The 23,232-nt window shown below is 64.6% G+C and carries 21 protein-coding genes and 1 pseudogene; 6 read left to right on the top strand and 16 right to left on the bottom strand.

The annotated features are described in order from the left end of the window. Window positions 1-50: 50 nt before the first annotated feature. The 5 genes from QFZ36_RS02305 to QFZ36_RS02325 form a co-directional block, all read right to left on the bottom strand. On the bottom strand, window positions 51-1,499 hold the full coding sequence (locus QFZ36_RS02305; RefSeq protein WP_306639057.1) for an LCP family protein: 1,449 nt from the start codon (window positions 1,497-1,499) through the stop codon (window positions 51-53). Window positions 1,500-1,714: 215 nt separating this feature from the next. Further along, window positions 1,715-2,674, bottom strand: a complete 960-nt coding sequence (gene era / locus QFZ36_RS02310; RefSeq protein ID WP_306633582.1) for a GTPase Era — start codon at window positions 2,672-2,674, stop codon at window positions 1,715-1,717. Next, a complete protein-coding gene (locus QFZ36_RS02315) occupies window positions 2,658-3,989 on the bottom strand; it encodes a hemolysin family protein (RefSeq protein WP_306633584.1) in 1,332 nt (443 codons plus the stop codon). Before QFZ36_RS02315 ends, era begins: the two co-directional genes overlap by 17 nt. Then, complete coding sequence (gene ybeY, locus QFZ36_RS02320; RefSeq protein WP_306633586.1) at window positions 3,986-4,459, bottom strand: rRNA maturation RNase YbeY; 474 nt, start codon at window positions 4,457-4,459, stop codon at window positions 3,986-3,988. Before ybeY ends, QFZ36_RS02315 begins: the two co-directional genes overlap by 4 nt. After that, window positions 4,456-5,544, bottom strand: coding sequence for a PhoH family protein (locus QFZ36_RS02325; RefSeq protein WP_306633587.1), 1,089 nt, complete (start codon window positions 5,542-5,544; stop codon window positions 4,456-4,458). The genes ybeY and QFZ36_RS02325 overlap by 4 nt, the downstream gene beginning before the upstream one ends. A gap of 383 nt (window positions 5,545-5,927) precedes the next feature. On the opposite strand from QFZ36_RS02325, the gene QFZ36_RS02330 reads away from it, so the two are divergent. Continuing rightward, window positions 5,928-6,887 (top strand): GerMN domain-containing protein, encoded by a 960-nt coding sequence (locus tag QFZ36_RS02330; protein ID WP_306633589.1) that lies wholly within the window; start codon window positions 5,928-5,930, stop codon window positions 6,885-6,887. 10 nt (window positions 6,888-6,897) lie between these two features. Here the strand turns inward: QFZ36_RS02330 and QFZ36_RS02335 are convergent, their stop codons facing one another. The 3 genes from QFZ36_RS02335 to hrcA form a co-directional block, all read right to left on the bottom strand. After that, window positions 6,898-7,680, bottom strand: coding sequence for a 16S rRNA (uracil(1498)-N(3))-methyltransferase (locus QFZ36_RS02335; protein WP_306633591.1), 783 nt, complete (start codon window positions 7,678-7,680; stop codon window positions 6,898-6,900). Between the two features lie 2 nt (window positions 7,681-7,682). Next, entirely contained in the window at window positions 7,683-8,810 is a 1,128-nt protein-coding gene (gene dnaJ / locus QFZ36_RS02340) for a molecular chaperone DnaJ (protein ID WP_306633593.1), read from the bottom strand. Between the two features lie 82 nt (window positions 8,811-8,892). Continuing rightward, on the bottom strand, window positions 8,893-9,906 hold the full coding sequence (hrcA, locus tag QFZ36_RS02345; RefSeq protein WP_306633595.1) for a heat-inducible transcriptional repressor HrcA: 1,014 nt from the start codon (window positions 9,904-9,906) through the stop codon (window positions 8,893-8,895). Between the two features lie 175 nt (window positions 9,907-10,081). On the opposite strand from hrcA, the gene QFZ36_RS02350 reads away from it, so the two are divergent. Both QFZ36_RS02350 and QFZ36_RS02355 read left to right on the top strand, forming a co-directional pair. Continuing rightward, window positions 10,082-10,936, top strand: coding sequence for a DUF3097 domain-containing protein (locus tag QFZ36_RS02350; RefSeq protein ID WP_306633597.1), 855 nt, complete (start codon window positions 10,082-10,084; stop codon window positions 10,934-10,936). Window positions 10,937-11,123: 187 nt separating this feature from the next. Then, window positions 11,124-11,543 carry a DUF4870 domain-containing protein gene (locus tag QFZ36_RS02355; protein WP_306633598.1) on the top strand — a complete coding sequence of 140 codons (420 nt, stop codon included), beginning with the start codon at window positions 11,124-11,126 and terminating at the stop codon, window positions 11,541-11,543. 231 nt (window positions 11,544-11,774) lie between these two features. Here QFZ36_RS02355 and hemW read toward each other — a convergent pair whose 3' ends face one another. Next, window positions 11,775-13,004 carry a radical SAM family heme chaperone HemW gene (gene hemW / locus QFZ36_RS02360; protein ID WP_306633600.1) on the bottom strand — a complete coding sequence of 410 codons (1,230 nt, stop codon included), beginning with the start codon at window positions 13,002-13,004 and terminating at the stop codon, window positions 11,775-11,777. Window positions 13,005-13,040: 36 nt separating this feature from the next. Next, on the bottom strand, window positions 13,041-14,894 hold the full coding sequence (gene lepA / locus QFZ36_RS02365) for a translation elongation factor 4 (protein ID WP_306633601.1): 1,854 nt from the start codon (window positions 14,892-14,894) through the stop codon (window positions 13,041-13,043). Between the two features lie 172 nt (window positions 14,895-15,066). Here lepA and QFZ36_RS02370 point away from each other — a divergent pair, with 172 nt between their 5' ends. Both QFZ36_RS02370 and rpsT read left to right on the top strand, forming a co-directional pair. Beyond that, on the top strand, window positions 15,067-15,642 hold the full coding sequence (locus tag QFZ36_RS02370) for a type II toxin-antitoxin system PemK/MazF family toxin (RefSeq protein ID WP_306633602.1): 576 nt from the start codon (window positions 15,067-15,069) through the stop codon (window positions 15,640-15,642). A gap of 170 nt (window positions 15,643-15,812) precedes the next feature. Next, entirely contained in the window at window positions 15,813-16,073 is a 261-nt protein-coding gene (gene rpsT / locus QFZ36_RS02375; protein WP_011692086.1) for a 30S ribosomal protein S20, read from the top strand. A gap of 92 nt (window positions 16,074-16,165) precedes the next feature. Here the strand turns inward: rpsT and QFZ36_RS02380 are convergent, their stop codons facing one another. The 4 genes and pseudogenes from QFZ36_RS02380 to QFZ36_RS02395 all read right to left on the bottom strand — a co-directional run. Further along, window positions 16,166-16,927: a VOC family protein gene (locus tag QFZ36_RS02380; protein ID WP_306633604.1), complete on the bottom strand. Its 762-nt coding sequence runs from the start codon at window positions 16,925-16,927 to the stop codon at window positions 16,166-16,168. Between the two features lie 52 nt (window positions 16,928-16,979). Next, the gene (holA, locus tag QFZ36_RS02385; protein WP_306633605.1) at window positions 16,980-17,996 is read right to left on the bottom strand and encodes a DNA polymerase III subunit delta; all 1,017 of its coding nucleotides are present in this window, start codon (window positions 17,994-17,996) and stop codon (window positions 16,980-16,982) included. Beyond that, window positions 17,930-19,942, bottom strand: coding sequence for a ComEC/Rec2 family competence protein (locus QFZ36_RS02390; RefSeq protein WP_306633606.1), 2,013 nt, complete (start codon window positions 19,940-19,942; stop codon window positions 17,930-17,932). Before QFZ36_RS02390 ends, holA begins: the two co-directional genes overlap by 67 nt. Window positions 19,943-20,067: 125 nt before the next feature. Further along, window positions 20,068-20,190 (bottom strand): annotated as a pseudogene (locus tag QFZ36_RS02395) (ComEA family DNA-binding protein); the annotation flags it as partial. Between the two features lie 23 nt (window positions 20,191-20,213). Between QFZ36_RS02395 and QFZ36_RS02400 the strand changes: the two are divergent. Further along, window positions 20,214-21,605 (top strand): recombinase family protein, encoded by a 1,392-nt coding sequence (locus QFZ36_RS02400; protein ID WP_306633609.1) that lies wholly within the window; start codon window positions 20,214-20,216, stop codon window positions 21,603-21,605. Window positions 21,606-21,689: 84 nt separating this feature from the next. On the opposite strand, the gene QFZ36_RS02405 is transcribed toward QFZ36_RS02400, so the two are convergent. Together QFZ36_RS02405 and QFZ36_RS02410 are read right to left on the bottom strand one after the other, a co-directional pair. Further along, window positions 21,690-22,289 carry a hypothetical protein gene (locus QFZ36_RS02405; protein WP_306633612.1) on the bottom strand — a complete coding sequence of 200 codons (600 nt, stop codon included), beginning with the start codon at window positions 22,287-22,289 and terminating at the stop codon, window positions 21,690-21,692. A gap of 139 nt (window positions 22,290-22,428) precedes the next feature. Further along, on the bottom strand, window positions 22,429-23,187 hold the full coding sequence (locus tag QFZ36_RS02410) for an rRNA adenine N-6-methyltransferase family protein (RefSeq protein ID WP_306633614.1): 759 nt from the start codon (window positions 23,185-23,187) through the stop codon (window positions 22,429-22,431). Between the last annotated feature and the right edge of the window lie 45 nt (window positions 23,188-23,232).

The raw sequence follows: 23,232 nt of genomic DNA on the forward strand, positions 1-23,232 counted from the left end.
GGCCCCGACTATTTAGTGCTGGCTTTTCCAGGCCCCCGGCCCAGTCCGGGCTAGTTATCGACGATAAGCACTGGGTTGGCCTGCTGGCAGAGGCTGTCCCCGGCTGTCTGGTTGACGATATCGTCGGGCAGAGCAACGTCCGCGCCGTAGGTGGTGCCCGACGTGAAGTCGGTGCCGAGGTACACCTGGACGCCGGATACGGCGGGTGCGGGCAGGATTTGGGCTGCGGGGATCCCCAGCTGCGCAGCGACGTCGGCAGCGACATCCGCGAAGCCGTTCCCGTAGTAGACCACGGACTGCGTCACGGGGGCGGCCTCAAACCGTCCGGTCTGGGTGAACCCGCCGCCGATCAGGGCCTGGACGATCTCCTGGGAGCGGCCGGCAACGCCCGTGCCGTTGGCTACCGTGACAGGCTGGAGCGCTTTGTCATAGGGCGGGACCGGGGTTGCCGTCCCGGTCGGAGCCGGCGTGGGCGATTCGGTGGGCGCAGGGGTGGTGGGCGCCGTCGGGTCGGTCAGGTCGATGTCCTGCTTCAGGGCGGAGAACAGCTGGGCACCGGCCGGTTCGGCAATCTGCAGCCTGTTGGGATCCACAAGCGCCGGCGTGGTGGGAACCGCCACGAAGGCAACCTTGCTGACGTCAATGTCTTTAAACCGGTTGCCGATGGTCAGCAGCGTGGGGACTGAAGCCAGCCCCTCGTCCACGGTCAGGTTCTGGGTCACGACGTCGGCGATCTTCAGCATCCTGCCGGGATCGGACAGCGTGCCTTCGTCCTTGATCTTGCGGGTGAGTGAGGAGAGGAATCCCTGCTGGGCCTTGATGCGGCCCAGGTCACCGCCGTCGGCAAAGGCATGGCGGGTGCGGAGGAAGGCCAGGGCCATCTCACCCTGCACCGCGGACGTTCCCTTCGGCAACCGAAGCCTGGAGTCGGGGTCGTACACGGCGTCGCTGATGCAGACGTCCACGCCGCCGACGGCGTTGGAAAGTTCCTTCACCGCGTTGAAGTCCGCCATCATGAAGTGGTCCACCTTCAAGCCGGTCAACTTGTTGACGGTGTCCACGGCGCAGCCGATACCCGCCTCGCCCATGGCCTCATTGATCATCACACCGCTGCGGGCCGGATATGTCTGCTTGGTCTTCTCGTCCTTGCACTCCGGGATGTCCACCAGCAGGTCGCGCGGAAAGCTGATGACGCTGACGCGCTTGTTGTCCTCGGAGATGTCCATCAGCATCATGACGTCGGACTTGCCGTAGCCGTTCGAATCATCCGAGGTGCCATAGTCGCCGTTCAGGCCGTCGCGGGTATCCGAGCCCAGGATCAGGATCTGCATCCGCCCTGTCGAGTCACTCACCGCAGCGTCCGTACTTCCGCCGCCCGCGTTCAAGGGAGCCTTGGAGATGTTGCTTTGCAGCCGGATGAACCAGAATCCGGCGAACGCCAGGGCGCCGATCATCGCCAGCGACAGGATGCCGGTGACGATCTTCAGCCACAACGGCATCCCCCGCTCTGGTCCCAGGTGGCGCGCGGCTCCAACGGTGCCATTTTCCGCGTGCCTGGACCTCGGTCCTCCGGCTGACACGTCAGCTCCGTTTTCGCGCTTTTCGCGGCCTCGCCCCACGTAAGGAACCTTCCTCTAGATTCTGAATCCGGTCCATTTTAGTGGTCCAGTCTGGGAAATTGCCGGGCGGCCCAGGCCACCGCCGGTCGCAGGGCTCAGAAGCCCAGCTTGACCAGTTGTTTCGGGTCCCGCTGCCAGTCCTTGGCTACCTTGACATGCAGGTCGAGGTAGATGCGCGTTCCCAGGAGCGCCTCGATTCCCTTGCGTGCGTTGGTGCCCACTTCGCGCAGCCGGCTGCCGCCCTTGCCAATGATGATGGCCTTTTGCGACGGACGCTCCACGTAGAGGTTCACCCGGACGTCCAGGAGCGGGTTGTCGTCCGGGCGGTCCTCCCGGGGGACGATCTCTTCCACAACGACAGCCAGGGAATGCGGCAGTTCGTCCCGGACGCCTTCCAGCGCCGCTTCCCGGATGAGCTCGGCCACCATCACGGCCTCCGGTTCGTCGGTCAGCTCCCCGTCCGGGTAGAGCGGGGGCGACGGCGGCATGTGGCTGATCAGTACGTCGGCTACCGTTTCCACCTGGAAGCCGTCGCTGGCGGACACCGGAACAATATCCTTCCAGCCTTCCTCCCCCAGCACATCCCGTCCGAGGGCGGCGACAGCGAGGAGCTGTTCCGTCAGGGCCTGCCTGTCGACCAGGTCTGCTTTGGTGACGATAGCGATAATGGGCTTGCGGCCAACGGCGGCAAGCTGGGCAGCGATGTATTTGTCGCCCGGGCCGATCTTCTCGTTGGCGGGCAGGCAGAAGCCGATGGCGTCCACTTCCGCCAAGGTGTCGGCCACAAGGTCGTTCAGGCGCTTGCCCAGCAGGGTGCGGGGACGGTGCAGGCCCGGCGTGTCCACCAGGATCAGCTGCGCGTCCTCCCGGTGGACGATTCCACGGATGGTGTGCCGGGTCGTTTGCGGCTTGGCGGAAGTGATGGCCACTTTCTTGCCCACCAGCGCATTGGTCAATGTGGACTTGCCGGCGTTGGGACGGCCCACCAGGACTGAAAACCCTGCGCGGAAGCCACCGAAATCTTCTTCGCCGGCGGCCTTATTTTTCTTGCTCACGTGGAACTCCCTGCTGGGTTGCTTCCGCCTCTTGGAAGAGGTCTTCAAGGTCAGTGTCTACTTTTGGAACGGGCGCCGCAATGATGTGGCTGACGCGGTTGCGGCGTCCTTCGAGCCTGTCGGCCCGCAGCGACACCCCGTCCACTTCCACATGGCTGCCGACGATCGGTACGCGGCCCAGGACTTTGGCGAGCAGGCCGCCCACGGTGTCCACTTCGTCGTCGTCGAGCTGGATGTCAAAAAGCTCGCCAAGGTCGTCAATGCTCATGCGGGCGCTGACGCGGTAGGAGCCGTCCCCGAGCTCCACAGCCTCGGCACTTTCGGTGTCGTACTCGTCCACGATTTCGCCCACGATTTCCTCGATCAGGTCCTCGAGGGTGACAAGCCCGGCAGTGCCGCCGTATTCATCGATCACGATGGCCACGTGGGTGGACTCTTTTTGCAGTTCCCGCAGCAGGTCGCTGACCGGCTTCGATTCGGGGACGTACCGGACTTCGCGGACCAGGGAATCCACGAGGGGCGGTTCCTCGCCGGGGGCCAGCTCGTGGAGGACTGCCGCTACGTCCTTGAGGTACACGATGCCCAGGATGTGGTCCGTATCTTCGCCGATCACGGGCATCCTGGAGTATCCCGAGCGGAGGAAGAGCGACATGGCCCGGCGGAGGCTGGAGCCCGCTTCGACGCTGAGGATGTCCGTCCGCGGCACCATGACGGCCCGGACCAGGGTGTCGCCGAAGTCGAAGACGGACTGAATCATCTCAGCTTCGGTGTCCTCGATCATGTCGGATTCGCTGGCCCGGTCCACCAGTTCGCGGAACTCCTGCTCGCTGAAGAACGCCTCGTCGCCGCTGGGCGCTCCGGGGGCGGCCGCACTTCCCACCGCCACGAGCCAGCCCGGGACGGGCCCCAGCACCCAGGTGAGGAAACGGATCATGGGCGCGGTGAAGCGCACCACGGCAGCCGAGTGGAGCCTGCCGAGCTGGCGCGGCGAGACACCGACAATAACGAACCCCAACAGGGCCATGATGCCGGTGGCGGCCAGCCCTGCGAACCAGATGTTGTCCAGCAGGCTGTAAAGCAGGACGGCGACCGCAACCGCCGAGGCCATCTCGAACCAGATGCGCCAGAACCGCAGGGCCCGGATGTGGGCAACGGGCTGGGCCAGGATCCGCCGCATGGCCGTGCCGCGGCTCTTCAGGAGTGCTTCCTCCGCGTCGTGGCGCGGGAGGAAATTGAAGGCGGCCTCCGCTGCCGTCAGTACTGCCGCGATGCCGAGGAAAGCCAGGGCCATCGCGACGAGGAGCAAAGGGGTCACTGGGTAGTCTCGGCGGGCGCTTCTTTGCCGGTGAAGCCGGAAAGGAGTTCACGCTGGAGCCCGAACATCTCGGCCTTCTCCTCAGGCTCGGCATGGTCGTAACCCAGCAGGTGCAAAATGCCGTGAGTGGTCAGCAGCAGCATTTCGTCCTGCAGCGGGTGGCCTGCGTTCTTCGCCTGGACCTGGGCCACCTGCGGGCATACGGCGATGTCCCCGAGCATGCCCTGGGGTGTCGGCCGGTCAGGAGTTCCCGGGGTCAGCTCGTCCATGGGCACTGACAGAACGTCAGTGGCGCCGGGCTCGTCCATCAGCTCAATGTGGAGCTTTTCCATGGCCGGCTCGTCCACGAGGAGGATGGACAGTTCGGCCTGCGGATGAATGTACAGCTGCTCAAAGATGTACCTGGACAAGGCAACAAGTTCCGATTCGTCCACCTGGACGCCGGACTCGTTGTTCACCTCGATGCTCACGCGTGTTCCCCCCGTTTTTCCCGGCCTGCCGAGTGCTTGACCCTGTTCCGCTGGACGTCGTCCCAGATGCTGTAGGCGTTAACGATGTCGCCCACCAGCCGGTGCCGGACCACATCCGCTGCGTCCAGGACGGAAAAGTTCACGCCCTCTATGCCCTGCAGGATTTCCTCGACGATCCGCAGCCCGGAGCGTGTGCCGAAGGGCAGGTCCACCTGGGTGACATCGCCCGTCACCACCATCCTGGACCCGAATCCAAGCCTGGTGAGGAACATCTTCATCTGCTCGGGCGTGGTGTTCTGTGCCTCGTCGAGGATGATGAAGGCGTCGTTAAGGGTGCGGCCGCGCATGTAGGCGAGCGGCGCCACTTCGATGGTTCCTGCCGCCATGAGCCGCGGAATGGATTCCGGGTCCATCATGTCGTGCAGGGCGTCGTACAGCGGGCGCAGGTAGGGATCGATTTTGTCGCTCAGGGTGCCGGGCAGGAAGCCGAGCCGCTCCCCTGCTTCGACTGCCGGGCGGGTCAGGATGATGCGGCTGACCTCTTTTTGCTGCAGGGCCTGGACGGCCTTGGCCATGGCAAGGTAGGTCTTTCCCGTACCGGCGGGGCCGATCCCGAAGATCACGGTGTTGGCATCGATGGCGTCAACGTAGTTCTTCTGGTTCAGCGTTTTCGGGCGGATCGTTTTGCCCCGGCTGGACAGGATGTCGTGCGTCAGCACGTCCACCGGGTTCTGCATCGACTGGGTGCGGAGCAGGGCCACGAGCTGCTGCAGTACCGCCGGGCTGATGACCGTGCCGCGTGCCACGAGTCCCCGGACCTCGTGGAGGAGCCGCATGATCCGCGGCACGTCCGTGGCCGGCCCGCTGATGGAAAGCTCGTTTCCGCGGACGTGAAAGTTAACGTCAGGGAACTGTTCCTCAATGAACCGCAGCGCTTCATCATGGCTGCCGAGGGATTGAACCATCTGGTCGGAGTTGTCGAAGAGGACTACTTCGGTGCGGACGCCAGGGAGTGTATGGGGAAACTCCCCCGCTCCGCCCTCGCCGGTGACAAGCCTGCGCTTTCCATTAGCTGATTCAGTCATGGTGTTGGCCCGCGGGCCCGTGATCCCCTCGATCTCGAAAGAGTAGCTGTTGGCTGATCTGCGGCGGCTGTCCCGTAGCGTCTCAGCGGTACCTTCCATCTTACGCCAGCGGACGGCACCGGCCCGATACCAGGGGCTGACACCGGGTCCCGGTATGCGCAGCTGAAAGCGAACAACGAATCCGTCAGTTCAGGCCCATGCGCCGTCATTAGATATCAACTTCATATCGGCCTCATATCGTTCCCGTTGCAGTTGCGCCGTTCGGCGCATCCGGCCGCTTTTGCCCGCCCGGGCTGTGCGATGCTGGAAATCCAGGGTGCCAATGAAGCACCGGGGCTGACCGGGGATCGGCCTATCCAACCAGGGAAGGACAGGCAATCACTTTGCCGGAAAACGCAGAGCCCCGCCGGGCCGGAAGAGTCTTGAACGGCGCCCGTTCAATGGTTCTTGCCGGGCTCCTGGTCGCGGTCCCTGTCTTTACCGGGTGCATTGCCGAACCGGACCCGGTTCCCACCGGTGCCCTTGCTTCCAGTCCCGCCGCCACGGGCAGCGTGTCCGGTGCACCATCCACCAGCGCCCCCCTGGAGACTACCCAGTCCTCCAACAAGGCGCCGGTCTACTGGATTGGCCGCAGCAACAGCAACGTCTTCCTCTACCGGGAGTTCAGGGATGTTCCGGAGCAGGAAAATCCCGTGACGCGGGCCCTGCGCGCGATGATGTCCGAGAAGCCCCTGGACCCGGACTTTTTCACGCCGTGGCAGAACCCCAGGCGGCTTGCAACGTCGATTTCCGGCAAGGACGTCATCACTGTTGATGTGTCGGAGGACGCCTTCAACAGCAACCTGGACGGCGACATGGCAGCCCGGGCCATCCAGCAGCTGGTCTACACGGCCACGGCGGCTGCGGCCAGCTCCGGGCTGATCGACTCCGGACAGCAGATCCGCGTACGCATACTGGTGGACGGGCACACCGACTACATGGCGTTCAACCACGTTCAGCTGGGGTCCCTCATGGCGCGCACGGCGGGGCTCGTGGCTCCGGTGTGGATCATCGATCCACAGGAAGACGTTGAGGTGGCTGACGGCAGCGTCAAGATCACCGGCCGGAGCACGGCTGCCGGCGGCAAGCTCCGCTGGCAGATCCTGCGCTCCGGGGAGAATGGAAACAAGACGCCGTTCCTGACGGGCGAAACCACCGCTGCGGCGGACCCTGCACAGGCGGGAGTCTTTACGCTTGCGCTGACCCTGCCTGCCGGGGATTACGAACTCCGCGTGGGGCAAACCTCGAACCCCGATGGCCAGCAAAACGGCAGCGAGGACACCCGGGGCTTCAAAGTACGCTAGCCGCGGCTGTTCAGGCTGCGGGCTGCGCCCAGCGCCCGAGGATGTCGCTGGCGAGGACGACGGCGGCCGGGCCGGCGGTCGATGAGCGCAGGACATGGTGTCCCAGGAGGGCGGTCACAGCGCCCTGGCCGCAGAGTCTTGTCACCTCGCGCTGGCTGATGCCTCCCTCGGGGCCGACGATCAGGAGTACTTCCCTCGGCCCTTCCGCAGCATCACTTGAGAACCACGATTCCAGGACCACCCGCAGGGGACGCACGGCGTCCTCGTGCAGGATAACGGCAAGGCCGGCCGCCTGCACAACAGCAGCGAGGCCAGCGGTGTCGACGGCGGCCCGCACCTCCGGGATCCAGGCGCGCCTTGCCTGTTTGGCGGCCGCGGTAACAACCGACTGCCACTTTGCGTGGGCCTTGGCCGCCCGGTCGCCCTTCCAGCGCACAATGGACCGTTCGGACTGCCAGGGGATGACGGCGTCGATCCCCAGTTCGGTGGCGGTTTCGATGGCCAGTTCATCCCGGTCGCCCTTGGCCAGGGCCTGGACCAGCACCAGCCTGACGCCGGGCCGGTCCTCGACCGCGAGGGATGTGCATTCGACCTCGAGTCCGGCGGCGGAGGCGGCCAGCACTTTGCCGCTCATCCGGGTGCCGGCGCCGTCGACGATGTCCACGGGCTCTCCCGGAGCCAGCCGCTTAACGGTCACCGCGTGCCGGGCCTCCGGTCCCTCGAGGACGAAACGGCCTTTGGGCGCCATCTGGTCCAGGGACCCGGGGGCCGTGAAAAAGACGGGGTTGCTCACCGCTACAGGTTACCGAACCGGTCCCGGAGCTTGGCGAACATACCGCCGCTGGCGGCGAGCTTGCCCTCCGTGATCTGTTCGCCACGAAGCTTGGCGAGCTGGCGGAGGAGGTCCTCCTGCGCCGCGTCCAGCTTCGCCGGAGTCTCCACCTGCAGGTGGACCTTCAGGTCGCCACGGCCGTAACCGCGCAGGTGGGTCACACCCAGCCCGCGCAAGGTGATGATCTCGCCTGACTGGGTTCCTGCCTTCACGTCGATCTCCTGGGAACCGTCGAAGGTTTCCAGCGTGACGTCGGTTCCCAGGGCAGCTGCCGTCATGGGGATGTTCAGGGTGGCGTGCAGGTCGTCGCCTTCCCGCACATAGGTGGCGTCGTTGTTGACGCGGATTTCAACGTACAGGTCGCCTGCGGGGCCGCCGGCAGGACCGGCTTCGCCCTGGCCGGTGAGCTGGATGCGTGTACCGGTCGCGACGCCGGCGGGAACCTTGATGGTCAGCGAACGCCGGCTGCGGATGCGGCCCTGCCCGTTGCACTCGTTGCAGGGGTCCTTGATGACGGTTCCGAAGCCTTCGCAGGTGCCGCACGGGGCGGCCGTCATGACCTGGCCCAGGATGGACCGGACCGCGCGCTGGACCTGCCCGCTGCCGCCGCAGATATCGCAGCGCTCCGGGTGTGTGCCAGGCCGGCAGCATGAGCCGTCGCAGGTGGGGCAAACCACCGCGGTATCCACTTCAAGCTTCTTGTTGACGCCGAACACGGCGTCGCGGAGCTCGATCCGGACGCTGATGAGTGCGTCCTGGCCGCGCCGGACACGCGATGCGGGGCCGGAGGAACCACCGGCCCCGAAGAACGTGTCGAAAATGTCCTGGAACGCGAAGCCCTGGCCGGCGTAAGCCCCGCCGCCGAAGCCGTTGTCCGTGCCGTTCTCGTTGCCGGTGGTGTCATACACCCGGCGCTTCTGGGGATCAGAGAGCACTTCGTAGGCGTGGGTCACGGCCTTGAACCGGTCCGCAACGTCCTCCCCGGGATTAACGTCCGGGTGGAGGGTGCGGGCCAGCTTGCGGTAGGCCTTCTTAATCTCTTCTCCGGTAGCGTCCGGTGAGACTCCAAGGACTTCGTAGTGGCTGCTCAAAGTTCGTATCTCTTCCTTGTTGTTCTGCCTGCAGTTGTGCTGCGGGCACTACTGTTCGTGCCTGGGCGCTGAACGGTGCGGGTCAGGGTCCCAAAATCCGTGACAGATATCGGGCCACGGCCCTGACCGCTGCCATGGTGGTGGGATAGTCCATCCGGGTGGGGCCCAGCACGCCGATTTTCGCGACACTGTCGGGCCCATACCCCGTGGCGACTACCGAGGCCTCCGCCAGACCGTCGTAGGGGTTCTCGCGGCCGATGCTGACGGCCACCCCCCGGTGGTCCTGCGCCATCTCGCTCAGGAGCCGCAGCATTACCACCTGTTCCTCCAGGGCCTCCAGGACAGGGCCGATGCTGAGCGGAAAATCTACGTTGGAACGGGCAAGGTTTGCCGTCCCGGCCATGACCATCCGGTCCTCCCGGCTGCTGTGGGCCAGGGCTTCCAATCCATGGGCCAGCGCCTGGGCCGCCTGCCGCTGCGCGGGAGCAACGCCGGACACCACCGCGGGCAGCGACTGCGCCAGCTGGCTCAGTGCCGTCCCGGCGAGGGAGCCCAGGAAACGGGCTCGCAGCGTGGCGATGGCGTCGTCGCCCAGGTCCTGCCCGACGTCGATGACCCGCTGCTCCACCTTGCCGCTGTTGGCGATGAGCACCACCAGCACCTTCCGTGGTGCAAGGAGGACAAATTCGATGTGCCGGACCACTGCCCGGTTGAGGTGCGGATATTGGACGACTGCCACCTGGTTCGTCAGCTGGGACAGCAGCCGGACCGTGCGGTCCAGGACGTCGTCGAGATCGTCAGCGCCTTCCAGCAGGGACTGGATGGCCCGCCGTTCGGCCTGGGACAGCGGCTTCACCGCGGAAATCTGGTCCACGAAGAGCCTGTAGCCCTTGTCCGTGGGAATGCGGCCCGCGCTGGTGTGGGGAGCAGTGATCAGCCCTTCGTCCTCCAGGGCGGCCATGTCGTTGCGAATGGTGGCGCTGGAGACACCAAGATGGTGCCGTTCCACCAGGGCTTTGGACCCGACAGGCTCGCGGGAGTGGACGTAGTCCTCCACGATGGCCCGCAGTACTTCCAGCTTGCGCGGCTCGCTCACTCTCCACCTCCATCCAGGGTTCAGGGCAGCCGTTCCGCCCGCACCGTAGCTCGCAGGGGTTAGCACTCGACATGCCTAAGTGCTAACAGTCTATTATGACTCGCCCCGTTGTTAGCATTGGTACCGCTCCGGGCGAAATTCCGGGCCAGCATCCAGCACGAAGCGGAGTTAATCCATGCAATACCAGAACTGGGGAGCCCAGGACCTGAGCGCGCCCGCACGGACGCAACTGCCTGAAGTGCCGGTAGAGCGAGGAATGGTGCTGGAGGAGGTCCAGTCCGGCTGGGTTGGCGCAGTGACCCGGGTGGAAAAATCGGGCGGCATGCATGTGGTGGCGTTGGAGGACCGCAGGGGCAACTCCCGGTCCTTCCGGCTGGGCTTCGGTTTCCTCCTGGAAGGCCAGGCGATCCGGCTGATGCCGCCCGTTCCGAAGCAGGCCCAGGGCAGTGGTCCGGCCGCCGGCAGGACAGCCTCGGGTTCGGTCCGGGTGGCGGGGCAACGGGCACAGGTGGCCAAGGCGAGCCGCATCTGGGTGGAGGGAAAGCACGACGCCGAACTGGTGGAGAAGGTATGGGGTGACGACCTCCGGGTGGAGGGCATCGTCGTCGAACCCCTGCACGGCATTGATGACCTGGCGGCGGCCGTGGCCGATTTCAGGCCCGGTCCCGGGCGGCGCCTCGGGGTCCTCGTGGACCATCTGGTGCCCGACTCCAAGGAGTCGCGCATTGCCGACGCCGTGATGGCCTCCCCCGGTGCGGCGGGAAATGTCCTGATAGTGGGCCACCCCTACGTTGACGTCTGGCAGGCGATCCGGCCGGCCGTCCTGGGCATCGCGAGGTGGCCCGAGGTGCCCCGCGGGCAGGACTGGAAGACCGGCATCCTCAAGGCGTTCGGCTGGCCGCACGCCACCAAGGAAGACATCGGGCTGGGCTGGCAGAAACTGCTGGGCGCCGTGCGCACCTACGCGGACCTGGAGGCGTCGCTCCTGGGCAGGGTGGAGGAAGTGATCGACTTCCTCACCGTTCCCTGAGCTGACAAGGGTCCCAACCCGCGCCCGTCTGGCGGTTTCATCGGGCCTCGTTGCCGGGGACAGCGGAAAGGGCGGGCGCGGACGCCTGCACCAAGTATTCTTGGTACTGCGGTATCTGCCGATGGCAGGGCCGCAGCAGATACCGGCATTCTTAGTCAGCACCATTGCACTTTCGAAGGAACAGACTGTGGCAGAAAACGCACGTGATCACAGGGACAGCCAGGGCGGCCAGGGCCGTTCGGAGTACCATGGCGTCCCGGCGAATGCGCTGCCGCTGACGGCCAGCGAGGACAGGCAGTGGGCCACGCTCTCGCACTTCGGCGGGATCCTGGGCTGTGTTCCTGCGCTCCTGATCTTCCTGATCTTCCGCGACCGCGGCCCCTTCACCGCCCAGGAGTCCAAGGAAGCGCTGAACTTCAGCCTGCCGCCCACCATCGCTGCCGTCGTGGCCAACATCCTGGTGTTTGTGCCTGTGGTGGGCAACATCTTTGCCGTGCTCGCCACGCTGATCTGGATTGCCCTGACCTGCTTCTCCGTGGCGGCCGGCATCCATGTGAACCGCGGGCAGCCGCACCGGTACCAGTACAACCTCCGCTGGATCAAGTAGTCCCCACCGGCACCCTAGCCTCGCTTCGCTTCGGCCAGGGAACTCTGCCGGCGTGGGCCCACCCCGCGGCGGGGCTAGCCGACGCCGGGCTGCCGAGCCTCGCCGCGCACACCGCTCCGAGCAACCGGCCGCACGTCACGCTTGCCGCCGGCAACGAACTGTTCCTTGATACCGGGACGCCGGATCTGAAGCGACCCCGTCAGGGCCTGCTTCAAGGCCGGGGTTGGACGATCAGTCCGGAAGGACCCTGCGGACCACCGCATCGGCCAGCAACCTGCCTTTGAGGGTGAGGACAAGCCGCCCCCGGAATGCTGCCGCCGGCTCCACCAGGCCGTCTGCGATCAGGCCGGCCACCTCATGCCTGCCGTCTGCACCGAGCGTGGACACTGCCAGCCCGGAGTGCAGCCGTGCCTCAAGCATCACCCGCTCCACGTTCCGGGTTTCCGGGTCCAGCGTTTCCCGGCCTGCAGCAGGCGAGAGACCCTGGGCCAGGCGGCCGGCGTAGGCCGTGGGGTGCTTGACGTTCCACCAGCGGACGCCGCCTACGTGGGAGTGCGCACCGGGCCCGATCCCCCACCAGTCATCGCCGCGCCAGTAGGCGAGGTTATGGCGGCAGGCCTGCTCCGGCGTGCGGGCCCAGTTGCTGACCTCGTACCAGCCCAGGCCGGCTTCCGTGATCAACTGGTCGGCAAGCTCATACTTGTCGGCGTGGTCATCGTCATCAATGCCAGGGACTTCACCACGGCGGATCTGGGCCGCGAGTTTGGTGCCGTCCTCCACAATCAGGGCGTAGGCACTGATGTGGTCGGGCTCGTAGGACAGGGCGGTTTCCAGGGAGTGGCGCCAGTCCGCGAGAGACTCGCCCGGCGTTCCGTAAATCAGGTCCAGGCTCACGGCCAGCCCGGCTTCCCGTGCCCAGCGGACTACTTGGGGAACGCGACTTGGGGTGTGCGTACGGTCCAGGACTTTGAGGACATGCGGGACGGCGGACTGCATGCCGAAGGAGACGCGGGTAAATCCTGCGTCCTTCAGAACCGCGAGGGATTCCGGGGTGACCGAGTCCGGATTCGCTTCCGTGGTGACCTCGGCGCCGTCGTCAATGCCCCACTGCTCGATGGCCGTCCGCAGGATCACGGCAAGGTCTTCCGCGGGAAGCAGCGTGGGCGTGCCCCCGCCGAAGAACACCGTGCTCAACTTGCGGGGAGGAAGGCCCGACGCCGAGAGGACCTTCGCTGCCATCGTCACCTCGGATGCAGCGGTGCCAGCGTAGGCGTCCTGGGACGCCCCGCCGCCCAGTTCTGTAGCCGTATAGGTGTTGAAATCGCAGTAGCCGCAGCGCACGGCGCAGAACGGAATGTGAACATACAGGCCGAACGCCCGGTCCGCCGAACCGTCCACTGCCTGGGCGGGCAGCAGACCGTCCGACGGCGCCGGGTCGCCGAGGGGAAGAGTGCTAGGCATTGCTGGGGCCTCCGGTGTTGCCGGACGCTGTGATCACTACTTCTTGGCCTTGTCCTTGGATTCGTCGGTAGTGAGGGCGGCGATGAAGGCTTCCTGGGGGACCTCGACCCGGCCCACCATCTTCATGCGCTTCTTGCCTTCCTTCTGCTTCTCCAGCAGTTTGCGCTTACGGGAGATGTCACCGCCGTAGCACTTGGCCAGGACGTCCTTGCGGATGGCGCGGATGCTTTCGCGGGCGATGATCCTGGACCCGATGGCGGCCTGGATGGGCACCTCGAACTGCTGCCGTGGAATAAGCTCGCGCAGCTTGGTGGTCATCATGACGCCGTAGGAGTAAGCCTTGTCGCGGTGGGTGATGGCGGAGAAGGCATCCACCTGCTCACCCTGGAGCATGATGTCCACCTTCACGAGGTCGGCAACCTGCTCGCCGTCGGCCTTCCAGTCCAGGGAACCGTAGCCACGGGTCTTGGACTTGAGGATGTCGAAGAAGTCGAACACGATCTCGGCCAGGGGTAGGCGGTAGCGGATTTCCACCCGGTCCTCGGACAGGTAGTCCATGCCGCCCATCACACCGCGGCGGCTCTGGCACAGTTCCATGATGGCGCCGACGAATTCGTTCGGGGCCAGGATGGTGGCGGACACCATGGGTTCGCGGACCTCGGAGATCTTGCCCGAGGGGTATTCGCTGGGGTTGGTCACATGGACCACCTTCTTGTCCTCCAGCGTGACCTCGTACTCCACGTTGGGGGCGGTGGAGATCAGGTCCAGGTTGTATTCACGTTCGAGCCGCTCGCGGGTGATTTCCAGGTGGAGCAGTCCGAGGAAGCCTACGCGGAAGCCGAAGCCCAGTGCAGCGGAAGTCTCTGGCTCATAGACCAGCGCGGCATCGTTGAGCATCAGCTTCTCGAGTGCATCGCGCAGCACCGGGTAGTCGGTGCCGTCCAGCGGATACAGGCCGGAGAAGACCATTGGCTTGGCGTCGGCGTAGCCGGGGAGCGAATCAGAAGCCGGCTTGGCGAGGTTGGTGACGGTATCGCCGACCTTGGACAGGCGGACGTCCTTCACGCCGGTAATGAGGTAGCCTACTTCGCCAACACCCAGGCCCTTGGACGGCGTGGGCTCCGGGGAGCTCACCCCGATCTCGAGGAGTTCATGGGTTGCCCGGGTGGACATCATCTGGATGCGTTCGCGGGGGTGCAGCATGCCATCCACCACGCGGACGTAGGTGACCACGCCGCGGTAGGTGTCATAGACAGAGTCGAAGATCATGGCACGGGCGGGGGCATTTGCATCGCCCTCCGGGGCCGGCAGATCGCGGACGATCTTGTCCAGCAGGGCCTCAACGCCCATGCCGGTCTTGCCCGAGACCCGCAGTACGTCCTCCGGGTCCCCGCCGATCAGGCTCGCCAGTTCCGCGGCGTACTTCTCGGGCTGGGCCGCCGGGAGGTCGATCTTGTTCAAGACCGGGATGATGGTGAGGTTATTTTCCATCGCCAGGTACAGGTTGGCGAGGGTCTGGGCCTCGATACCCTGCGCTGCGTCGACCAGGAGGATTGCTCCTTCGCAGGCCGCGAGCGAGCGGGAGACCTCGTAGGTGAAATCCACGTGGCCGGGAGTGTCGATCATGTTCAGTGCGTAACTGGTGCCCTCGAGTTCCCAGGGCATGCGGACAGCCTGGGATTTGATGGTGATGCCGCGCTCACGTTCGATGTCCATGCGATCCAGGTACTGGGCCTTCATGTCGCGGGACTGAACGACGCCGGTGAACTGCAGCATGCGGTCGGCCAGGGTGGACTTGCCGTGGTCAATATGCGCGATGATGCAGAAGTTCCGAATGATGGCCGGATCTGTCGCGGCGGGCACCGGGGCGGTGCGGGCCATGGGAGACACGCAGGGTCCTTACTGTTGGCATTCACGCGGCTTCGCGAGGGCACAACGTAGGCCCTTGCGGTCGGCCGCACATCTTGGAACCTCCAGTGTCCCACGTCCTGGCCCCTGTCACCGCATTCGGCGGCGGCTTGGAGCCCGCCGCCGGAAAGCACGCCGGGGATAGGGTTGCGGAATGGCAATCAACCTTCGCTCCCTGGGAAACGCTGTCAAAGCCGGCCTGCGCCTACTGCGCGGGGCGGGCACCGGCATTGGCACTGCGGCGCAAACCGGGCGCCCTAGGCGGGGCCGTTCCATCCCCGGCGGCAGGGACCGGGACGGAGGGGACCCGGCTGGCCAGTACCAGGGCCATCGGTACCCGGGAGATTACAGCGGAGGCTTTAGTCCCCGTTACGCGCCGCAGCCGGACGGCGAACCGGACCCGGGTGAGGTGGTGTGGGCATGGGTCCCCTACGAGGAGGACTTCACCCGCGGCAAGGACCGCCCGGTGCTCGTCGTGGGCCGCAACGGCGGCTACCTTCTGGGACTGATGCTCACCAGCAAAGACCGGGTGCCGGCGTCGGCGGTATCCCGGGACTATTTGGACCTCGGCGCCGGGGCCTGGGACCGGCAGGGCCGGCCGAGTGAAGCCCGGCTGGACCGCATCCTGCAGTTGCGCCCGGACAGCATCCGCAGGGAAGGCGCCGTGCTGGACCGTGAGCGCTTTGAAAAGGTGGCGGCGGGACTGCACCGGCGACACGGCTGGAGCTAGGTCCCCCAAATGGCCAGCCATGCGCCTGACCTGCTATTCTTTATAGCTGTGTGTCCGTGCAGGTCGACGGCCACTGATGGTTGGCCGCCATAGGTATCCCCACGCCGCTCAGTCAATGGCCAATCTGAAAGCCCTCTAGACCATTTCCGCATTAAAAAGAGAGTTCACACGTGGCGAATATCAAGTCCCAGAAGAAGCGCATCCTCACCAACGAGAAGGCACGCCTGCGCAACAACGCAGTCAAGTCCGAGCTGAAGACGGCCATCCGCGCCGTCAACACCGCCGTTGAGTCCACGGACAAGGATGCAGCTGCTGCTGCCCTGGTTGCTGCCAGCCGCAAGCTGGACAAGGCTGTTAGCAAGGGTGTCCTGCACAAGAACAACGCAGCGAACCGCAAGTCGGCGATCTCCAAGAAGGTCAACGCACTGTAAGGTTTCCAGTTCGCTTGAACTGATGGTTGTGGCCGGTGCCGTTTGGTGCCGGCCACACATCTTTAATACCGTCCTCGCCCCAAGTGGCTGAGTCAGCCCGGGGTGAGGACGCAGAAATCATTGCCTTCCGGGTCGGCAAGACACACCCACGGCACATTGCCCTGGCCGAGGTCGACGTCGGTGGCACCCAGGGCCCGCAGCCGGTCCACCTCTGCTGAGTGATCATCACCGGGGTACGGCATCAGGTCCAGATGGACACGACCCCACTCGGTCTCCAATGGCGGGGTGCTGTGGAACTCAAGATACGGCCCCACCCCCTTGGCGGACCGGAGCCTCGCAGAGTCGTCGTTCACCTCATGCAGGGTCCAGTCCGTCGCCCCGCCCCAGAACCGGGCCATCGCCCGTGGATCCGTGCAGCTGACCACCACCGCCGCGATCGGTCCGGTGTCCCGATAGAGTGACCGGGGGCCCAGAACGCGGAACAGGTTGCCCTCCGGATCGGCCAGAACTGTCGACGGCACATGGCCAACACTGTCCCTGCGTGTATCACCCTTGCCTAGGTCGGCGGGCGTCGCGCCGAGCTGCAGGAGGTGCGCCACCAGTTCGGCATGATGGGCCCGGGAGGTGGTGTTCAGATCGAGATGCGCGCGGTACCGCACGGTCTCGGGGTCCGGGACGGTGACCACATCGACGCAGACAGCCGCGGGGTCCGGCCAGGCAAAGTCCAGGGGTTCCACATTGGTCACGCCGGGCCCTTCGCTGGATACGCCCCAGCCCAGCGCATACGCCCAAAACCGGCCAAGCGCCGAGTCATCGCCAGTTTTGAAATTCACTTGCACAAGTCGCAGCGCCATACCGCCGACCCTATACCGAAGTGCTGTCCCGCTTGCCGAAAGGGTTGCCGAGCTACCTTCCTTGCACGGACATCGCGATGATTCTCACCGCTTGTTCCACCGCATAAACGGGGTCCCGGGCCAGTCCTTTGACCTGGGCGTCAGCCTCGGCGGTTGCCTGGATGGAGCGCACGAGGCCTTCCGGCGTCCACCGCCGGACATCGCGCTGCGCCTGTTCAACCAGCCACGGCTGCATCCCGAGCTCTGCCGCGATCTGTGCCGACGAGCCGGAAGCGCCAGCAACGCGCGCCACGGTTCGGAGCTTGGCGGCCAGCGCCGCCACCAGCGGAACGGGATCTGCTCCCGTCGCCAGTGCGTGGCGAAGGGTGGAGAGCGCCAGCGGGCCGTTTCCTGCCATGGCGGCATCGGCCACCTTGAAGGCTGTGGCTTCGATCCGGCCGCCGTAGTAGCGGTCGACGATGTCGGTGGTAACCGTCGTTCCGGCGTCGGCGATGAGCTGGCTGCAGGCCGCGGCCAGTTCGGAAAGATTCGCCCCGACGGCATTGACCAGCGCCTGCACGGCGTCCGGTTCGATCCGCCGCCCGCCGGCCTTGAATTCGGACGCCACAAAAGCCACTTTGTCCGCGTCCTTTTTCAGGGGCTGGCAGTCCACGACGGGCCAGCCACCCTTTTTAACTGCGTCGAGCAGTTTCTTGCCCCGGGCTCCCCCGCCGTGGCGCAGTACCAGGACAGCATCCGGCTCCGGGTGGCCAAGGTAGGCTAACGCGTCAGCCAGGAAAGCGTCGTTCATCGCTTCCACGGCCTCGACCTCGATGAGCTTGCTTTCGCCAAAGAGGGAGGGGCTGACCTGCATCAGCAAAGTCCCGGCTTCGTAGGAAGAGGCATTGATGCGGCTGACTTCGACGTCAGGGGACGCCGCCCGCACCTGGGCGCGGACACGGTCCATGGCCCTGATGCCCAGGTACTCTTCAGGCCCGCCCACCAGGACGACGCCGGCGGGGGTTACGTCCCGCCAGGTGGGGCCATTCGACGCCGGCGAACGGGTTGCACGCTTCTGCGCAGCGGCCATCGGGGCTTCCTTCCGGAAATTTTGGTGGAGTATCCCAGCCTGCCATGTCCCGCGGCCCGGTCCAAGCCGGCACTGCGCCTTTGCGGCAATCCCCGTCCGCGCCCGGGCCTTGGCTCCCCATGAAGTTGCCGCGGCGCCTGGGCCGCGTATCTTTCCAGTAGTCCGATCAAGGCAATGGTCTGCAGGTGGGCAGCCATGACCAAGCGGAGAAGCCGGTATGGGCGGGCTGCTGCCCAGACAGCTCCGAACGTCAGCACGGACAGGAACAGCATGCTCAGCAGTCCCGGGACGCCTTCCGGCCACGGCAGGGCCGCGCCAGGAAGCTGAGCCGCAAATCGAGCCGTCGCTGCAACTGCTGCGCTGAAGGTACCCGCCACCGCGATCAGGACGGTTCCTGCCCACGGGATGAGCACCACCAGGGGAACGGCAGCGGTTCCCAGCAGCGTCACTGGCGCCACAAGGGGCGATGCCATCACGTTGGCCAGCAGCGAGTAAGTGGAAAACTGCGGTTGAAGCACCACCGTCACGGGTCCGCAGAGCAGTTGCGCGGACAAGGGAACTGCAATGGCCGCCGCTGCCCAGCGCGGTATCGCTGACGGCGTCCAGTCAATGATTCGCCGGCCAAGGACGATAATCCCCAGCGTGGCCAGAACGGACAGGAGGAAACCGAAACCCGACCCCAGCCCCGGGTCAATGAGCAGCAGGCCGATCACGGCAAGGCAGAGGAAGCTCAGTCCCCGTCCGGTCCGCCCACCGGCCAGCGACGCCACCGCTACGGCTCCCATCAGGGCTGCCCGGAGCACGCTCGCGTCCGGACCCACCAGCAGGACAAACAGTCCAAGGCCGGCCAGGGCGAGTGCTGCCGCAGGCACCCGGGGCAGGTGGAACCGCCGGCAGGCGAGCAGGAGTGCGCCGAGCACTAGGCTGCAGTTGGCCCCGCTGACGGCGGTCAAGTGGGTCATGCCGACGCTTTTCATTGCGGTCTCGAGGCCCTCGTCTAACGCGCTGGTGTCCCCGGTGACCATCCCGGGAAGAAGTCCCCGCGGATCGGGGGCGAGGAACGCCGCAGCGGCCACAAACCGTTCCCGCAGTTCCTTGGCTGACTCCTGAAGGACCGGAGAATCTGTGGGCCTTCCTGGTCCCGACGATGCAGTCAGCATCCCGGCTTCCTCCCTTCCGGGATCTGCGGGCCGGAGTTTCCCGGTGGCACGTACCAGCTGTCCCGGCACGACGGCTCCCCAGGCGCCGCCGCCCGTCACCATCAGTTGGGCCCTGGTGCGTAGCAGGACTCCTCCTGTGCTGACGTCCCGGGTCCAGACAGCCACCGACCAGCGTGGAGGTGTACCCGCCTGGTTCGGCGGATTCAAGGCTCGGGGCGCTCCTGCCACCTCCACCACGGCCACCACCGACTTGCCTGACGAGATCGCTGCCGCCAGCGGGCCTTCGTTGCGCTGGGTGGACGCGACCGCCGAGTGCGCTGCCGCGGTGGCTGCCAGCAGGAGCGCAACCGCAGTGGTGGTCAGGAAGCTCCGCCGGGCAGGTTTCCGCCGCGTACCCGCTACTGGCAGCCTGCCGGCTTTCCACGTCCGGTGCAGCAGCACGGCCGCCAGCATCAGCAAAACGCAGCAGAGGCCCGCCAGCGCCAGGGGATGCAGCCAGAGCCCGGCGAGGGCAGCAGCCCAGACGCAGGCCGCGGGCAGGGCAAGCCGGACGTCAGTGCGCCGGCGGGGAGCTTCATCTGCGTCCGTATCCGCTTCCTGGGCCGCCTTTGTTTTGCCGGGGCTGAAGCGGACGGACTGCGTGGCCCAGTATCTCCGCAGGGCCTCACTGGGGCTGCGGCCGTCAGGGGGCTTGAGGGTCCGCCGCCTCGCCGCAGTGCACTCCTGCGTCCCCGACGAGTCCGCGGCTCCCGGGTGCGCCCCTGCTCCTGGGCCCGTCGCCTCCACGGGAGCAGCATGGCCCCGAACGGCAGATTCTATATACCGGCTCCACGGGCTCGTCCCTGTCCCGGCTGTCCGGTTACCCATGCCAGCACCGGGCTGCGGCGGTCCTCATCGCATTTTCCTTCGCCTCATATGGTTACCAGCGGGAGCAGGGCTTCAAGCATTTTTGGGCCGACGCCGTCAATGGCGTCCAGTTCCTCGACCGCCTTGAACGGGCCATGTTCCTTGCGCCAGACCATTATCCTTCCGGCTGCCCTAGCCGTACCCTTGAATCATGAAGGTCGGCGTGTACCTCAGAATCAGCTTGGACGACGAGCGCACCGGGCTGGGCATGGAACGCCAGCGCCATGATTCGGAAAAGCTCTGCTCCCGACTGGGCTGGGAAGTGGCGAAAGTCTACGCCGATGAGAACCTGAGTGCCTACAAGCGTTCCGTGGACCGGCCGGCCTGGGAAGAGCTGCTGGCCGACCTCGAAGCCGGAGCCATTCAGGGCGTCGCCTGTTACGACGTGGACCGTATCGCCCGCCAGCCCAGACAGCTGGAACGGCTTATCGATCTGTACGAAAGCAAGCGCCGACTGGTATTTGCCACCGTGGCCGGCGAGATAGACCTGTCCACCGCCGACGGACGCTTCCTGGCTCGACTCCTGGTGAATGTAGCTAACAAATCCTCCGCCGATACTGCCCGCCGCGTCGCCAGGGCTCAACTCCAACGCGCCCAACAAGGCAAGGTAGCGGGTGGTGGTCACCGGCCATATGGGTACGAGCGGGACAACGTCACCGTAGTGCCGGCGGAAGCGGCTGTAATCCAGGAAGCGGCCGAGCGCATTCTCGCCGGCGACACCCTGATATCCGTTTGTAAGTCCTTCGACGGCCAGTACCCCACGCCAGGAAAGAGCGTGAGGTGGAACCGCACCGTTCTGCGATCCATCCTGCTCAATCCACGCATCGCCGGGCTGCGCTCCTATAAGGGGTCAGTACTGCTGGCTGAAGATGGTTCGCCGGTGAAAGCTATCTGGGAGCCGATAGTGACAGTGGAGACCTGGGAGCAGCTGACAAGCCTGCTCACGCATAAGAGCCGTCAGGCCAACGGCGGGCGGGTAGACCGCAAGTATCTGCTCAGCGGGTTCCTGCGCTGTACCTGTAATGCCAAGATGACCGGAGCGTTCGCCAAGGGGGCCGCGGAGTACCGCTGTCCCAACGACCGGGGCTGCGGACGAACTCGACGCAAGGCCGAGGCGCTAGACGCCCATATCGAGGAAACGGTGCTGCGACGACTTGAGCGAGTGGAGCTGGAGCCCGTAGGTAACGTTTCCAGCGAATCCGTACTGGACAGGGAAATTATTGAGGCCGAGCAATCTCTCTCCGCCCTCATCGACGAGTGGACGGGTGGCCGTATCTCCGATGCCGTCTTCTTCACCGCTCAGTCCCGCAAGGAAGCCGTGGTGAACAACCTTCGGAGTCAGCGCGCCACAGAAAAGCGCCGCCGGACTATGCAAGCTCCGGTCGGCGCTGGGGTAAGGGATGAATGGAAGACGATGAACCTCAGCCGGCGGCGGGCAGTTCTTCAGGAGGTTCTGTGGCAGATAGACGTGTTACCGAAGCCGGTGACGGCTCCGAAACGCTTTGAAGGTAAGTACTACGAGATTCAGTGGCGGACAGACTAAGTAGAGCGGCAATCCGATGACGGCGTCCATGTGACAGCGGCGGGGCCTTAGCCAGCTGCTCTTCGATCCACTCCTCATCTAGATTCACGGCCAGAACTCCGACGGCAGCAGAATTGCTTTTTGCTCCGAGAAAAATTTCCCATCGTTGCCATACAGAAACGTGCATGTCTGCCCCCTCGTCTCGGTTGTCATCGCAGGTTGAGCTGCCGGAGAAAACATTTGGGAATGCTTTACCCAGGCGGCCTCCTCGCCATTGGGGCCAAAGCTTGACCCGATAGAGCCGTGGCCGAAGGCGTCATGCACCGCTCGGAACACGTCGTTGGCGTCATGCGAGAAGTAAGGATGAGAATTATTGCCAGCGGCCGTAGCCCAAACACGTAGCAGGCCCTTGTCCAAGTCGGCATGGAGCTCGCTGGCCCGGCTGTATGGGTCTTCGTCGACGACACGAACCTCTATGCCGATTACCGAAGTCAGGTATTCGAACTGATCCCACATCTCGGCACACAGAGCCTCATAGGAATATGCAGCTTCAGGAGTGAGAATGTTGGGCGCTGATAAATAGGCGCAAGCAATACGCCAGCCAAGTTCAGGATCACTCCTGATATTGGACCAGTTTGTATCTACGACAGATAGTCCGCGACTGTACGAGTAAGCAATTGTTCCCGAAAGTAGAAGGCTGTTCATGACTTCAGGATGCTGTTGCTGCACCCTCGCCGTCAGTTCAACTTTCGGTTAGAAAAGAAGCCCAATTAAGAAGGAAATTAGATTAGGAAAGGCAGCAGTGTTTGGTCATCTTCTGGGGGAACATCTGGTCGCTTCTTGGTCACCGATCTAGAACCACCAGGACCGTACGGATCATCGTGCCGCTCGTCTTGAAGGTGCCTTCAGGGATGTCCTCGTACCATCCATGCTTGTCCACCAACTCCCGAAACGCAGTTGACTTGCGGTTGTCTCGGAACTGCCAACCTGGTGACGTGATGGCGACTAGCCGGCCGGCCGGCTTGAGCAGCTGAAATGCTTTGCTCACATGGTCTACATCTTGCTGGCGGGTAAAGGGTGGATTCATGATGATTCGGTCATAGGTACGGTCAGGCATCCAGTTCACGAAGTCTTGATTGATGCAAGAGATGCCAGATTCACTGAGGTAGGTGCTGTGCTTGGAATCTATTTCTACACAAGTCAGATCGACGGCACTTTGATCAAGGGGCTCAAGCAAGGCACCGCGACCGGCAGAAGGTTCCAGAACGCTCATGCCGGGCTCGATAGCAGCCTCTTCGACCACCCGCTGGGCTAGTCCCTGTGGCGTTTCATAGAACTGATAAAGCTTCTTTTCGTCGACGACACCACCAGCGAGCCTACCGCTATCTAAGGCTTGTTCTAATGCCGCTTCAGGGTCTGAAGAAAATATGTGACTACCGGATTTGCGATCCCATTTACCGCCAATCGTCTCCAGTATCTTGTTGATTTCGACGTACAACTGGCGAGTCAGTTGACCTTGCGGCAGGTAGTAGGAGTATCCATCCAATTTTCCGGCTTCAAGTACTTCTAATGCCTCCTCGCTTAGGTTGAGGATGTGTCCCATTGTTTATTACTCGGTTAATTGCTCGCATATTCGCATTAAGCAAAA

It is taken from the genome of Pseudarthrobacter siccitolerans, assembly GCF_030823375.1.
Classification (GTDB): domain Bacteria; phylum Actinomycetota; class Actinomycetes; order Actinomycetales; family Micrococcaceae; genus Arthrobacter; species Arthrobacter siccitolerans_A.

Bases quoted from the DNA above. Each gene is read 5' to 3' on its own strand.
- hemW (WP_306633600.1), bottom strand. From the start codon at position 13,004: ATGCCTAGCACTCTTCCCCTCGGCGACCCGGCGCCGTCGGACGGTCTG.
- QFZ36_RS02370 (WP_306633602.1), top strand. From the start codon at position 15,067: ATGGCAATCAACCTTCGCTCCCTGGGAAACGCTGTCAAAGCCGGCCTG.
- holA (WP_306633605.1), bottom strand. From the start codon at position 17,996: ATGGCCGCTGCGCAGAAGCGTGCAACCCGTTCGCCGGCGTCGAATGGC.
- QFZ36_RS02380 (WP_306633604.1), bottom strand. From the start codon at position 16,927: ATGGCGCTGCGACTTGTGCAAGTGAATTTCAAAACTGGCGATGACTCG.
- QFZ36_RS02405 (WP_306633612.1), bottom strand. From the start codon at position 22,289: ATGAACAGCCTTCTACTTTCGGGAACAATTGCTTACTCGTACAGTCGC.
- QFZ36_RS02325 (WP_306633587.1), bottom strand. From the start codon at position 5,544: ATGACTGAATCAGCTAATGGAAAGCGCAGGCTTGTCACCGGCGAGGGC.
- QFZ36_RS02305 (WP_306639057.1), bottom strand. From the start codon at position 1,499: ATGCCGTTGTGGCTGAAGATCGTCACCGGCATCCTGTCGCTGGCGATG.
- QFZ36_RS02410 (WP_306633614.1), bottom strand. From the start codon at position 23,187: ATGGGACACATCCTCAACCTAAGCGAGGAGGCATTAGAAGTACTTGAA.
- QFZ36_RS02400 (WP_306633609.1), top strand. From the start codon at position 20,214: ATGAAGGTCGGCGTGTACCTCAGAATCAGCTTGGACGACGAGCGCACC.
- QFZ36_RS02350 (WP_306633597.1), top strand. From the start codon at position 10,082: ATGCAATACCAGAACTGGGGAGCCCAGGACCTGAGCGCGCCCGCACGG.